The organism is Nitrososphaera sp. AFS (assembly GCF_009898475.1).
Lineage (GTDB): Archaea > Thermoproteota > Nitrososphaeria > Nitrososphaerales > Nitrososphaeraceae > Nitrosopolaris.
Window position 1 is genome coordinate 7,944 of record NZ_QURE01000121.1, and the last position, 13,199, is coordinate 21,142.

General features: G+C 38.4%; 12 protein-coding genes. 8 read left to right on the top strand and 4 right to left on the bottom strand.

What is annotated here, in order from left to right:
* Positions 1-319 precede the first annotated feature (319 nt).
* Positions 320-610, top strand: a complete 291-nt coding sequence (locus DYY65_RS10745) for a hypothetical protein (RefSeq protein ID WP_162477959.1) — start codon at positions 320-322, stop codon at positions 608-610.
* Between the two features lie 38 nt (positions 611-648).
* Here DYY65_RS10745 and DYY65_RS10750 read toward each other — a convergent pair whose 3' ends face one another.
* The gene (locus DYY65_RS10750) at positions 649-1,002 is read right to left on the bottom strand and encodes a P-II family nitrogen regulator (RefSeq protein ID WP_162477960.1); all 354 of its coding nucleotides are present in this window, start codon (positions 1,000-1,002) and stop codon (positions 649-651) included.
* Positions 1,003-1,694: 692 nt separating this feature from the next.
* Here DYY65_RS10750 and DYY65_RS10755 point away from each other — a divergent pair.
* On the top strand, positions 1,695-2,102 hold the full coding sequence (locus tag DYY65_RS10755; protein WP_201449469.1) for a hypothetical protein: 408 nt from the start codon (positions 1,695-1,697) through the stop codon (positions 2,100-2,102).
* 602 nt (positions 2,103-2,704) lie between these two features.
* On the opposite strand, the gene DYY65_RS10760 is transcribed toward DYY65_RS10755, so the two are convergent.
* Entirely contained in the window at positions 2,705-3,910 is a 1,206-nt protein-coding gene (locus tag DYY65_RS10760; protein ID WP_162477962.1) for a hypothetical protein, read from the bottom strand.
* Between the two features lie 585 nt (positions 3,911-4,495).
* Positions 4,496-4,651, bottom strand: coding sequence for a hypothetical protein (locus DYY65_RS10765; protein WP_162477963.1), 156 nt, complete (start codon positions 4,649-4,651; stop codon positions 4,496-4,498).
* Positions 4,652-4,761: 110 nt separating this feature from the next.
* On the opposite strand from DYY65_RS10765, the gene DYY65_RS10770 reads away from it, so the two are divergent.
* The 4 genes from DYY65_RS10770 (at position 4,762) to DYY65_RS10785 (ending at position 8,369) form a co-directional block, all read left to right on the top strand.
* Positions 4,762-5,826: a methyltransferase gene (locus tag DYY65_RS10770; RefSeq protein ID WP_370519357.1), complete on the top strand. Its 1,065-nt coding sequence runs from the start codon at positions 4,762-4,764 to the stop codon at positions 5,824-5,826.
* 567 nt (positions 5,827-6,393) lie between these two features.
* On the top strand, positions 6,394-7,050 hold the full coding sequence (locus DYY65_RS10780) for a hypothetical protein (protein WP_162477966.1): 657 nt from the start codon (positions 6,394-6,396) through the stop codon (positions 7,048-7,050).
* A 735-nt stretch (positions 7,051-7,785) separates the two neighbouring features.
* A complete protein-coding gene (locus DYY65_RS12790; RefSeq protein WP_255457515.1) occupies positions 7,786-7,920 on the top strand; it encodes a hypothetical protein in 135 nt (44 codons plus the stop codon).
* A gap of 242 nt (positions 7,921-8,162) precedes the next feature.
* Complete coding sequence (locus DYY65_RS10785) at positions 8,163-8,369, top strand: hypothetical protein (protein ID WP_162477967.1); 207 nt, start codon at positions 8,163-8,165, stop codon at positions 8,367-8,369.
* 1,181 nt (positions 8,370-9,550) lie between these two features.
* Here DYY65_RS10785 and DYY65_RS10790 read toward each other — a convergent pair.
* Positions 9,551-9,853 (bottom strand): hypothetical protein, encoded by a 303-nt coding sequence (locus DYY65_RS10790; RefSeq protein ID WP_162477968.1) that lies wholly within the window; start codon positions 9,851-9,853, stop codon positions 9,551-9,553.
* A gap of 1,008 nt (positions 9,854-10,861) precedes the next feature.
* Here DYY65_RS10790 and DYY65_RS10795 point away from each other — a divergent pair.
* Together DYY65_RS10795 and DYY65_RS10800 are read left to right on the top strand one after the other, a co-directional pair.
* A complete protein-coding gene (locus DYY65_RS10795) occupies positions 10,862-12,250 on the top strand; it encodes a hypothetical protein (protein ID WP_162477969.1) in 1,389 nt (462 codons plus the stop codon).
* Positions 12,251-12,282: 32 nt separating this feature from the next.
* Positions 12,283-13,122 (top strand): alpha/beta fold hydrolase, encoded by an 840-nt coding sequence (locus tag DYY65_RS10800; protein ID WP_236561800.1) that lies wholly within the window; start codon positions 12,283-12,285, stop codon positions 13,120-13,122.
* Positions 13,123-13,199: the final 77 nt, after the last annotated feature.

Below are 13,199 nucleotides of genomic sequence, written 5' to 3' on the forward strand. Positions count from 1 at the left end.
TGTTTTTATTTCCTTGTTATGCACTGCATAAATTATAATTAAATTCGGCGTTTTTATAGAATTATAGAGCCAATCATTTCGCGAGCCAAAAACAAAATATCTCTAGTTTCTTTTTGTGGATATTTTATCCCCCATCTTGTAAAACAGAGATATTGCGACTTGGATATGTTGAAATATTTAGCCATCAAAGACTTCATGTTAATACCCAATTCATTCTAAAGGATAGGCCGAATTGAGTAAAATATTAGATGCCATTCTATAAGGCGAGTAAATGCTATCGAAGTGGCGGAGCAAACCGAGAATATAAAAAGGATGGTCTATGGATTCTCAGCAGAAGGCTGGACAAACCTTGTATGGATTTAGATCTTTTGCTATTCTATCCATTCCTGGATTCAAGGTTGTTCAGTCAAGTGTTCAGTCAGCAAGAGGAATTGAAATAAGAAGTCACGACGTGGCCGATTTTGTAAGCGAATTTCAGACAGAATTGCTTACGCTGGTTGATGGCGAAATAAACATCAACATCAAACCTAGTTATCATAGACCTACTAAAAATACTTGGAAGTATTTTTTGAGATGCAATACCATCACTATGAGCAATTGCGGCTTCTAAATTTCTTTAGTCCGAAAGAAAAATAGTTGCTGGTTTTTTCATATCGTCTCGCTACCGCTTTTCTTTGTGCCTGTATCATGCGCTTCCGAGATGTCGGAAACAAATATCTTGATATAGTCAGCGGGACTCTTATTGGGCAGCTGAAACATTTCGTCAACTATTGGCTTCACAAGTGAACTATCAACCAGTATTTCTAACTTGAATCGTTCACCAAAAGTGGGATCGATGTGACTTTTCGAAGTGGAATCACGTGATACGTCAGGTCTCGGAACAGAGCGGCCTCTACCATGGATTTCGTACAACGTTAAACCACCTACTTTATGCTTATGAAGCATATCGTTGATTTCTCTAAGACGCTCCCTAGGTATAATCAATTCTATTTTCTTTATCACACATATAGACCAGTTATCGGCAAATTAATAATTTTCTCCCCCCTGTTTCTGTAATATAGGAAAACAACCGACATTCATGGATAATGGTATAAAATGCCCCCCACTTCGCGTTTATTTGTATTCAGACTGCTGCTCTGAGATGAGGCTAACCATTTCTATTAGTCTTAGCAATAATTTTCTATACAATTAAGCGCGTTCTAACAACATCTGCATCTCGTCATGGATCCTAGTGATGCGTCAGTACCTCAGTACCTCTACAAGCAATTCAGGACTAGTAAACTAATAGTAATATTCCATGCAATATTGTTGACTCGTAATCGATTTTGTTTGTTCATGAGACACAGATCAAATGATACCATAAGAATAAGACCTTCTTTTGTCTAGGAATATTGTTACTGTTCTTATCTTTTGATTCGATATATCCCAGAAAGTCTACAAACAAAATTTACAAAGATCTAGCATCATTTGTCCCCATTTGTGGAGTTATATTCGTGTTGACGTTTGAGATGAAAAGATCAGCTTGGTGTATTGTTGGATTTTAAAATCGCTAGCCGAAAAGGAATGACTGCAGAACGGTAGAAGTATCCTTGGTTTGGATTATTTCTTGTCGATTAACGAACATAATTCAGTTTAATTTTACAAATTTCATTTATACAATAGCATAATAAAGAACAAACATGGATCGATTATTTTTGTTACCTGGAATAAAAGGCGGCAAATCGATTAAACTCAGCAAAGAAGACTCAAAATTCAAGAGATCTAAAGAATTTCCGGGTTCAGAAAAGCTCGTACTTGCGGCTATTGCTCTTGAGACCATAGACGACTCGAAAACAAAATATGGTCAATTCAAGCCATACAACCAACGAAGTGTGATTGGCATACTTATGTCTGTTCTCGGGTGGGACGCCTTTTCTGAAAATCGCACTAAGCCGAAAGATTACGAAAATTGGTGGGATGATCACAAGAAAAAATCAGAGTACGAGCAAAAACTGATCAAAATGATTTCGGGTTATGTATTCGAACGAATAATGAGTTTAGATCGCGAGCAGAAGAAAACAAATCAAGAAATTGCGGATTGGTTACGCCGAATGGCAAAATAAATTGTGGCACCAAAATGTGAGTGACTGCCGCGGGCTTGGTTAACTAATTCGGAAATTATTTCTCGCCTATTAATTATCCAATTTCAGAATATGGCTCAAAAACATAATTCAGTCTTATCTTATAGGTCTCATTAATAGTACCTGTCGAAGGCAAGGCAAACAAGCATAAACAGATCACTTTGGATAAGTGGAATCACTGTTCTTGTGACAGCAGCATCTGATCACTAACATGTCTATTTTAAGTGCTTATGGGTGCTCTAATTCCACGAGCACAAGCCACACCGATACATCAAGCGTAAATGGATGTGCTGTAGTGCCTCTTTTGTCGAATCATGTTCAAATCGCTAGCGATATCATGTCTGTCAAGATTTCCCTAGTACATGTTCAGTCTTTAAGGAAAAATATCAATATGGAAAGCGTGAAGGAATACTTGCATTAAGGAAGCAACAATGCATTATCGATACCATAACATGTCTCTAGTGATTTTTCGCGCTATCCTGTGCTCAAAAGCACAAATATAACAAATAACAAATATACTACAAATATACTACAAATATACTACATCGTTTTCATTATTCATCATAATGGTAAGAGTTTTCCATCTACTCTGCATATTCATGTTTCTTTTTTCTTCTGTCAAAAAGCACTTTTGCAAATGCACCTATGAATGCACCTGCGAAGATACCTATGAATTGACCATATGTGCCCCAGAAATCTTTAAAGAGATCCGCAATACTCTTAGGCGCTATAACTGTAACTGTTAGGCTTATGGGCTTTGTTATATAACCCACAGTTGGATATTTTTTAGATAATTCAAACTCCGGATCAATGAATCCCCCTCTAGGGCTGATAGATATTGGTTTCGTTATCGTAGCTATAGATGGCTCCCTTATAGTTGCCACTAGGGGTACAGAGTAAATACCTAATGGAGTTTGTGAGGGAACAGATAATTTGAATAATGGTGGTTGGTTCCTCTGGATAGCAAAATGTACTTCACTGGAGTTAAAGCCTGATTCTGACTCGTAGTTCTTGTTGAAATTACCAGCCAGGGTTATATTAATAACATCATTTGAAAAACCTGTAGTCGACTTTATTCTAGCTGGGACTAGCTGTTCTTCTCCTTGCCTTATCGTTATATTGTTTGGAGAGGTAGTCATATGAAGAGAAGGAGGAGGAACATTCACCCAACTAGTAAACTGTCTAACTTCATTGGACTTGTATGACTCGGCAGAGTAAAATAGCAGATTATAATCGCTAGGGTAATTTATGTCGTCTAGCCCTAATGACAGATGGACTGAGCCCGGTATGACATCGGAATCAGCAACAGGCTGTGAGAAGTTTATTTTTGATCCTATTAATCTATAGCCACCAGTCGAGGACAGTTGATATAGATACCCACTCAATTTTCCTCCAATAAACTCTATATATAAATCATAATCAGCTCCATTGTATCCTGTTTTTGTGTTGGAGTCGGCATCAATAAGCATACCGTAAGAAACCTTTCTATCTGGTTGATTGAAGACAGCAAGACTAGAATTCCTAAGACCTGCAGCCAACCAAATAGTAGCATTCAAAGTCTTTCCATCGCTAATATAATCAACCGCTTTTATGTCGGTGTAATTAGACCTTAGATGAGATTCAGTATTGCCATATGTTTGAACCCAATTATGGTTCTCATTGATCAGTTCTTGAAGTTCAAACGACGGTGATACTCCCAAAGCTTGAAGTGGGTTGAGGAATGCCAACAGTACTAATAATGGAATAATACTAGCTACGGCTAAATCAGTGAAGATAGTTTCTTTTGACACATGATTACACAACGAAATGAGTCGAAAAGTTGGATAGTATAAAAAATGGTTGGATTTCAATTCTATTTTGCAACCGTAAGATCTTTGAGATCTTTCATATTTTTAGTTTACCGTTAGACATAGACCGTGAGTCATTACGAGCCGTGAAGGGAAGTCATGGCATCAAATTCCCTAATCATCTCTCTTTTTCTAACTATTTTATCCATTCGTCCTCTCATAAGTAGCAGATTGAGCTATGAAGAATTAGAGTTTTAACTTCATTTGATCGAATCTAGTCTAATGAGAAAGTAATATTCAGCAGAGTCCCCAAATCAATCTTACGATTGTTATTATACTAGAAGTTCTAGACAAACCCTGTTTGTTTAGATTAGCACCTCTTGAAGCCTTCACTGTCTCACTTACGGCGATTATCCTCTCTTTAGTCCAAGCATAAGTCCTAGTATGAATTCGAACTCTGTCGATACAAGTATTTCAACTGTAGCTTATTGTACCGCGAGTTGTGACGCATTATTATTTAATGTATGGATAACCGGTCCTGCTATGATTGTTAACGTCCTCCGTTGCATTCTGCATTTCTATCCCATTTCACATCTTTCTATCACTCCGTATGAGAGGTATGAGACCAATCACGAACATCCCGATAATTATTCCAACTAGTATGATCACTTTCTTCATGGTATATCCTACTACTGTGCCAAATACGAATCCACCACCTGCAGAAAATACAACTGCTAACAGCATTCCGAATCTCGACTACTTATGCTCTACGGTTTATCGTCGTTTGTTGTTTTTTCATAGGTAGCCTTAGCTTTAGCTTTTATGGGAGGAGCTTTATGTGAAAAAACTTATCTGTGTCTTTAACCGCACAATATTTGTTTATGTCAGATACTAATTATGAAAAAACCCTAGATATCATTTTTGGTAGATGGAAAAGTCAGATACTGTATGCAGGGGTAACACTAGGGATTTTCGATTGTGCATCATCTTATGCCAAAAGTACGGCTGATATAGCAGGTGAACTTGATCTTGATGATGTATTGGCTTATAGACTTTTGAGAGCCTTATCTTCATTGGGTTTCTTAAAGGAACATCCTGATCGTAGAGAATTCTCAATAACTCCGCAAGGCGAATTACTTCGTAAGGATAACCCACAAACGCTAAGAGGAGTAACATTATTAGAAGAAGGACCAGAGCACTATGCCATTTGGAAACATTTACCGGCAATGATAAAGGAGGGTAAACAAAATGCATTCATGCGTGAATTTGGCTATAAAATATTCGAATACAGAGATAGAAATCCGGCTTATGGAGAAGTATTTAATCAAGCAATGAGTAGTTATTCTTCTATTCAAACTAACTGGGTATTGGATGCACTGGATAAGTATGACTTCTCTAATATTCACGATATATGCGATATTGGAGGAGGCATTGGGCATTTACTTGGGAATTTACTTATAAAGTATCCACATGTAAGTGGAACAGTACTGGAGTTGAAAGCAGTGATCAGTAACAAGAAACAATTATTAGCATCCAAATTAGGAGTAAGTGAGAGATGTTCTTACATTGATGGAGATATGTTCACTAATGGCGAAATCCCTTTTGCAGATGCATATATTATGAAAATGATTCTTCATGACTGGAGTGATGAAGAATGTGTAAGTATACTATCCAATGTCTATCGATCTTCTCCTAAGCATGCAAGATTATTTATTGCTGAGCATGTAGTTCCAGGCCCAGGTGAAATACATTTCTCAAAGCTATTTGATATACATATGATGTGTGTAGCATCAGGAAAGGAAAGGAATATTGATGAATACTCCAGTTTGCTGCAACAATCAGGTTGGAAGTATATTCAAACCCTACATTCCCACCAGCAATCTGGATTAATTGATGTAATTGAAGGTTGTAAGTTATGACTACTGCACAGGTGTGCTTACGAAGAGTTAAAAACAAGAGCATAGAAAGGTAAAGACTTCATCATGGTTAGATGAGTTCAAGATAGCGATTATGTTTTTAACCTAACAATGGGTCAAAAATAATATTGATTGGATGTATTGGGTTATAAACCAGAGTACTCAGGCCATTCGTCGCAATAACTCCTGAAGCAATCAATCACTCACCATTCATTCTTATTCGAAAATCCCAATGAAACTCCTCGCAATAGATCATAATGGAATGTGTATGTTTCATAGGCACAGCGAATATCTTCAGAAATATGCCAAGTGGGACGACAAGGAAGGTGAGAACATAGAGTTAGGTCCTACTCGAGAAGCAGCGCACTCTTTCTGATTTTCTGGGTGAAAGCAACACTTCTTAGAGGCACTCCAATTAGCCACTCCGGCACTTTGGTTATTTCAAGCACTATTCTAGTTGGGGAAAACCAGGTTACTATCATGCGATATGATAATATTCTATATTATAGGTAACTTGCTCTAACAGATTGGCGCCCATTAGAAAATCGGGAACTTTCCAAAATATTATAATTGAATAACTTCCGTCACTCCCCTCTATGCCAAAAACCAAATATCAAACCATACTACTATAAAAGTAACAGAATGGAACGAGGTTCGAAAATAGTAATATCGATTATCGTAGCTGCAGTAATCTCTGCGTTGGTAATTGCATATTATCAATCGACATCTACCAAGGTAGTAGGGGCGCAATGCGATAAAACGAAAAAAATCTGTCAGGTACAGAGTGAAACAACTCATTTTGGAGGGTACTTTCCTATTTACTCTTATTATTACGTCCCGTTCCCATTATTTGGTCCCGGTTTGGGCTTGTTTTATCCAGGCTCATTCATTCGTCCAAATGTTTGCGATGATTGCTTAAGCACCGTAACTCCACAGGATGAACAGCAAGTTTTGAACTCAAAAACGCCGGTACCACAATCAGATCTGCCCTCTGAACAAACACCATCTGCTGAAAGTAAATCTGGAAATCCTGGTGAACAATCGCCATCTACAGCTGAATCTCCTGAATCTTCATCATCCCCTTCTGAATCGCCACCGTCAGAAGGGAGTGGTAGTTCAGGTGGAGAGATTGGTGGTGGCGGTGCCGGTGCTGAAAGTGGCAGCGGCGGATCTGGTGAAGGAGGACTCGGAGGCGGCGGAGAAGGTAGTGGTGGCGGCGAAGATTAGCAACCATTTTGGCTAAGGGAACATTAGCGTGAAAGTATTTTTCGTACTAGGATTTCAGCCCATGATTTGGACATAATCTGAGTGGAAGACTTTTTATTTGATGACCCGGGTGAGTCAATCTGCATGTGGAAGTCTTGCTACGAGTCAATCTACTTTCAGTCATGTTCAGATTAGTTTTAGTAGCGGTGCCGTCAGTTGTAGCTCCCTAACACCCACTTTAAACACCCAGTCAACATAACATAAAGCGTTTCTTTCACCCATTACGCTGATTTAATCCTTAATCTTAAGCATGACCATATGTATAATCCGTTAGACAATGGAGTCAAGCAGCATATATGTTTGAAGACTCAATTTATGGTGAGCCAATATTGAATGTAGCCCCCCTCGCCATGTATTACCGCTGGACGAGCATTGGACAGGCTTTGATCTCTTACTATTTCATCCAGTCCTAAAACCAAGGTTATTCAGCCCAAATCCAGGCTCGGACATAATTTTCCAGTCCAATCCAAGGGTAATACGCACATCATTGGACTGGATTATGTTGGACATACTGCTAGGATCCAGACCTCATCGTTCTGGATGCTGGCCTGGACAATCCAAGCGCTTCTTGTATCCGTTGGATCCTTAACATCCCAAAGCCTGCTGGATCGCTTGTGCTGAATACATTAATTGAACGGTTATATTTTCTGAAGGCAATGACGAGACTTAATATGTCGCATACTCGCACCATCCTCTATGGAAATAATCGAATCTATTTCATGGGTCGCATCGGGTTTTGTACCAACATTGCTTTTACTTGAAGTATCACTAAGAATAGTGAGAAAGAAACCAACACTCAAGGTAGAAAATATACCGCTGTTAACAGGATAGCAGAAAATATTAGGTCGGCACATAAAGCCGAGGGCATGGAAAATCCGCAGGCCATTTTTATGATAGCGTATTCTGCCCGGCAAGTCTGACTACTCCAAAGATAAATCAAATACGCATTATCCAATTTATTTTTAAAATTCGAACCAATCAACAAAGCCGACGTAGAGTATAATGAGAATACTTTCAGACTGATTAGCATAACCAACTTTGAGGAGGATATATGCGCGCCATCACCATTTTCTATGTTATATTTTAACATCCATCGCGATTTTGACACCAATCAAATCAAACAGATTAGGGCTCGCCATAAAGATGTACCATATGTTTCATTTGAAGGTGATGAGGAAATCATACTCAAGGAATTTCATGAATTTGTTTTGAATAAAGACCCAATATTCTCATTTCCACTCGTAACATCATCAAGACATGAAACAACGCTCGATTTCTGATTTTATAAGTTAACTTTTAACTCATACTATGATTTGTATTCGCGATTTTTAATGATTCGTGGATTCAAGGTTTCACAAACGATTGATGGAGAGGCTAAAATTCAAATAGGTCAGTTGCTCCACCGACGCCGATACAGCCAAGAGGGAAGTCAGTCAAGCTCACTCAATAACTAATCAGCGATTAAGTTAGTGACCGTGGGACACAGTGGGACATTCAGTGTATTTTAATAGTAACATGATGACATGAAGACATGAAAACAATGATGAAATGTCCAGTCTGTAAGCGCCAGTCAGTAGTTGAAATTCTGAATGTGATTCCACAGGGAGAGACGTCTGAGATAGGTTGTACTTCATGCAGCTGGGTTGGAAAGAACATGCGAAGCTAGCCAAAGTTACCATCCATGAGATTCACCAAGGGGAGGGCGGCGTCGACTGTGCAATTTTTTTTCAAAATGTTTAGTTCTTCGCCGGCACTTCATAAATCTTATGTTTACTTATCTTAGAAAATGCCCTTTCCAATTACAAAGTATGAATGATAGGATAAACTCTTGGAGAAGCACAGTTAGAGCCATAGTATCAATGGTATAGCTATGAAGTGTGATTATGAGGAAGGTATGTTTTATGTGGATTCGCGATATCACCCATGGTATAGAAGAATTCATAAATAAAGCCAAGACAAAATACGAAGTCTATCCAGTTACCGCAATTTATTTTCAGTATAAGTAATTCTATAGAGTCTAAACACAAGCGAACCCGCCGCAGAAGTTACAAATCAAGGAAGGAACGCAAAAGAGCCACGCGTCAGTGGTTTTGAATCTGAAAATGAGCTGTCACGAAATAAGTATTAGGTAAAAATGCTCTTAAGTACTTCGCATGTGCCATGTACGAAGTTCCACATTGGCCACAACGGAAAAAAGGAACCAACCTCAACTCAGCACCGCTACTATCAGATTAGAAATCTTAAAGATTTTAATCAGGGGAGCTGGGATGACCCATAGGACCTTGAAAGGTATGGCTTGTCACACCCTGAACCTAGCCTTCTTCTAGTTGAGCCAGCGAGGATGTAGAAGCTTGAAAATAGAATCGGGCCGTAGGGCTAAACAATCCTAAAGTCTATATCAAACAAATAATCTAATCGACCACATACAAGTCAGCTTGCTATCTGCTAGTTTTATTTTATTTTATTTTATTTTATTCTGTTCTCGTTGTCGTTGTCTTATATTCTCGTAGAAGGTACCTACGTTTAGTTCTAGTTCTAATTCGCCTGCTCCATCTAATTCCATCTTTATCTTTTGTCTAATTGCCCTATTCACGTACTCTTCAAAAGAATAGCCTGACAAATGCGCCATTGCACAAGCACTTCTATAATATGTCCTTGGAAGTCTGACAGTTACTATAGTTTCATTTTCAATTTTATTGAGATTCGAATTTGGATATATGCGATTGCTATTCGTCTCTTTATCTATCTGAGTTCTATCATTCATCTTCGTAATAGACTTGCACACTAACTCTTTTAACTCGTTGTTCGCAAGGAACTGAAGTGCGTATGTTTGTTTATCGCTATTGTAACGGTGAGGTGTTTATCATCGATTAACTAGTTCAGATTGATCGGTATGATGCGCGATGATTAATTATCGCTAGTGGCAACGTACTATTCTCTGACAAATTGTATATGGGGCTTACACCAAACGCCATGAATTCTGACAACCACTGGGTTATTGAGTGTCTGAACTTCAATGCTCATGTTGAGATCGTTTCTGCAATAGCTAGTGTTCTATGGCAGCTTTGAAAGTTGTCATCATCTACAATCAACATTCTTTTCCAAAATAGTTGCTGTTCTTTGTCTTATTCGATTCTTATGTTTGCCTTAATAATAAGAACCGCTCAAAGGTCGAGAAGTACCCTAAGTTCATCTGCTAGACCGACGGAAATTAATGAGTTTACTCTGTCACTATCCCAAAAGTTTGGTGCTCACAGTCATATGAGATTCTTGATTGTCGTCTATGTCAAATAGTTTTCTTAATAAGCTTCTTACACATACTATCTTTTCTCTCACTCGGTATAGTCTTACACTTCGTAAAGACTAGCGTGAGACATTGTGACACATTGTGACACGTCATACCACACATATACCGAGGGGGTACTGAACTATACATGATTTTGCCAACATACTTTAGTCGTCATCGGAAGGTGACGGTACGCCTTACTTAACCTGAAATACAATACTTGAGGATGAGATACCGATCACTTTATAGCCTACAGCAAATGTAAATATACCATTGTAACAATTAATACCACCAAAGATCAAGGTAAATCTGTTCAGTACTGCCTACAAAAGTCAGGTAAAAAAGCCCCTAACATACTAGAAACCGGTGAAGAATACGACATTGAAGTTCTATGCATATACTAATCCCTTCACCGCGTTGGCGACTGTCGAACTCGGTCCTCTTTGACATGGATATACTAGGTTTCAAGAATAGAATGAAGTGTGAATGACACTGATAGTCACCACAAGTATCCTTAACAAAAAAACTTACTTGATGACGTTTATTGTTTGGGCCATGATAATTACTGATGTAATTTTTGGCACCTTTCTTGACGTTTTGGGAAAGCCTCTTAATTCTTCTTTTGGTGTAATATTATTCATAACAATGAGTATCACTGTGTTCTTTGCAGGTCTGTATGCCCTTAGAGATTTTATGGCTGTATTGCGCAAAGACCTTCAGGCTCCTTCATTTTTTAATAGGCTCTACAAGGCAACACCTCTTTTTCTTTATGCACTTGTAGTCATCTTTACAGCTATCATCGTTGAAATGGTGTTCTTTTCACAATACAGCACTTACCTCCAGCTTCTAATTGTCTTAATAACTGGAGTAGCCATCTTGTTCTTTGGTTTTCGCACTTACAAATTCTTGTCATGGTTCAAGTCGAGTACCAACAAACGACGCAACATCATGATATTGGCATTTGCTGTATCATCGATGCTCTTTTGCATCAGTATGATAGTTGCTACTGTATTTGATACAAAGGAATTAGTCTATTCAAGACCATCATACATAGATCCATATTACCACTCTAGCAATTCTATGGCAAGCAGACACTTATCCAGTATAGAACTTGTGATTCATCTCTATGCGTTCCTTGTACCTCAAGTTTTTGCTATTGCTATCGCAGAAACAGTTGCTGTTGCGTTTTTCCTTCGTTATTTTAAGGATCAGATAGGAAGAACAACGCTTTGGACAGTTATAATTTTACCACCTGTACTTTTTTTAACTGGAATATTTGGTCCTCAATTATTGGCAAACACTGGCGGTGTAATGGTATATCAGCTCCCTCAGTTCTTTCTCTTTAGGGTTATAGGTACCGCAGGATGGATTGGAGCTGACTTTGTAATAGCATCTGCATATCTTTTAGTAGCAAAAACTCTTAGACGGCAGATCACCTCTTCTCGTAATAAGATCATTAACTATTTGATTATAGCAGCCTTATCAACCATTTTAGTTTCTCCAGCGACTAATAACTGGATAACCAACTCTTCTTATCCGCCCTTTGGAGCAATCCAACGTGCCTTCCTTGTGCTTGCTTCTTTTCTCTTTAGCATAGGAATATACTCTGTCGCAATGTCGGTGGCCCAAGATGCAGAATTGCGTCATTTGGCCAGAAAATATGCTAAAGAGTATGCTCTATTAGATACGTTAGGCAATGCACAAGAGGATGCGGAGATTATACGAAAGGTGGTAAAACTAGTGCATAAACAGGCAGATGCTATGGGAAAAGAAACAGCAGTAGAATCTTCAATGTTAGATGATAACGAAGTGAAACAATACATAGACTTGGTAATAAGTGAATTTAGAGGAAAAAAGGATCACAGAACATATTAAGTTTTGACCTCTAATTCTGATGTTTGACAAAAATGCTGCTTCCAACTGTGAAAGGAGTCGGTACGTTTTACAGGGAATATGGAGACACTAGAAAGTCGCATGTGTTATTTATTCATGGACTTGGAGCCTCATCAATGAGGTGGGGAGACATTCCAGAGGCCTTGTCAAAATATTTTCATACAATAACAGTTGATTTAATAGGTTTTGGTGCAAGTGAAAAACCACAGAATGCGGATTATACAATCAAGGGACTCAGTAAATTTATTGTTGATTTCCTTACTGAAAGAATCAGAATCATGGATAAGGAGCAAAAAAAGATAAGTATTGTAGGTCACTCATTGGGTGGGTATATAGCTGCTCAAGTTGCTATAGAGAATAAAGAAATGATAGAAAAACTTGTATTGATAGATCCCTCGGGTCTGCTTGAGGCGCCGAGTCAGCTACTAAAGGCCTATCGCGCTGCAGCAACCGACCTTAATCCATTATCAAGACATGAAAGAATCAAAAGAGTAATGGAGGACCTATACGCAAGTCCTTCAAGGCTGCTTCCTGTATTGGTTGATTTATTCGGTTACACAATTGAAAAGCCAGGCGCGAAACATGCGTTTGAAGTAGCGTTCGACAACAGCACAACAACACAAATCGATCCAACAGGTTTCAAACAAATTGAAGATATTCCTTGTCTTGTTATATGGGGTGAAAAGGACAATTTAATACCGATAAAATATTATTACAAGTTCCAACAGCAACTTCCACAGGCTCACTGTGCAACGATAGCAGATGCAGGCCATTCACCGTTTGTTGAGAAAACAGCTCTGGTATACGAAAAATTGCGTACATTCTTGATGCACGATGAGACCAGCTTAACATAATTTTTTATTACCTTCCAAGCTTAATTTTAAGTGCTTTCTCAAGGGATATTACAGATGGTTGAATGAATCTCTGACAA

Excerpts from the sequence above, each read along its gene's own strand:
- DYY65_RS10765 (WP_162477963.1), bottom strand. The coding sequence starts at position 4,651 with ATGCTGTTAGCAGTTGTATTTTCTGCAGGTGGTGGATTCGTATTTGGC.
- DYY65_RS10800 (WP_236561800.1), top strand. The coding sequence starts at position 12,283 with ATGCTGCTTCCAACTGTGAAAGGAGTCGGTACGTTTTACAGGGAATAT.
- DYY65_RS10790 (WP_162477968.1), bottom strand. The coding sequence starts at position 9,853 with ATGAATGATAGAACTCAGATAGATAAAGAGACGAATAGCAATCGCATA.
- DYY65_RS10785 (WP_162477967.1), top strand. The coding sequence starts at position 8,163 with ATGTTATATTTTAACATCCATCGCGATTTTGACACCAATCAAATCAAA.
- DYY65_RS12790 (WP_255457515.1), top strand. The coding sequence starts at position 7,786 with ATGGAAATAATCGAATCTATTTCATGGGTCGCATCGGGTTTTGTACCA.
- DYY65_RS10745 (WP_162477959.1), top strand. The coding sequence starts at position 320 with ATGGATTCTCAGCAGAAGGCTGGACAAACCTTGTATGGATTTAGATCT.
- DYY65_RS10795 (WP_162477969.1), top strand. The coding sequence starts at position 10,862 with ATGACACTGATAGTCACCACAAGTATCCTTAACAAAAAAACTTACTTG.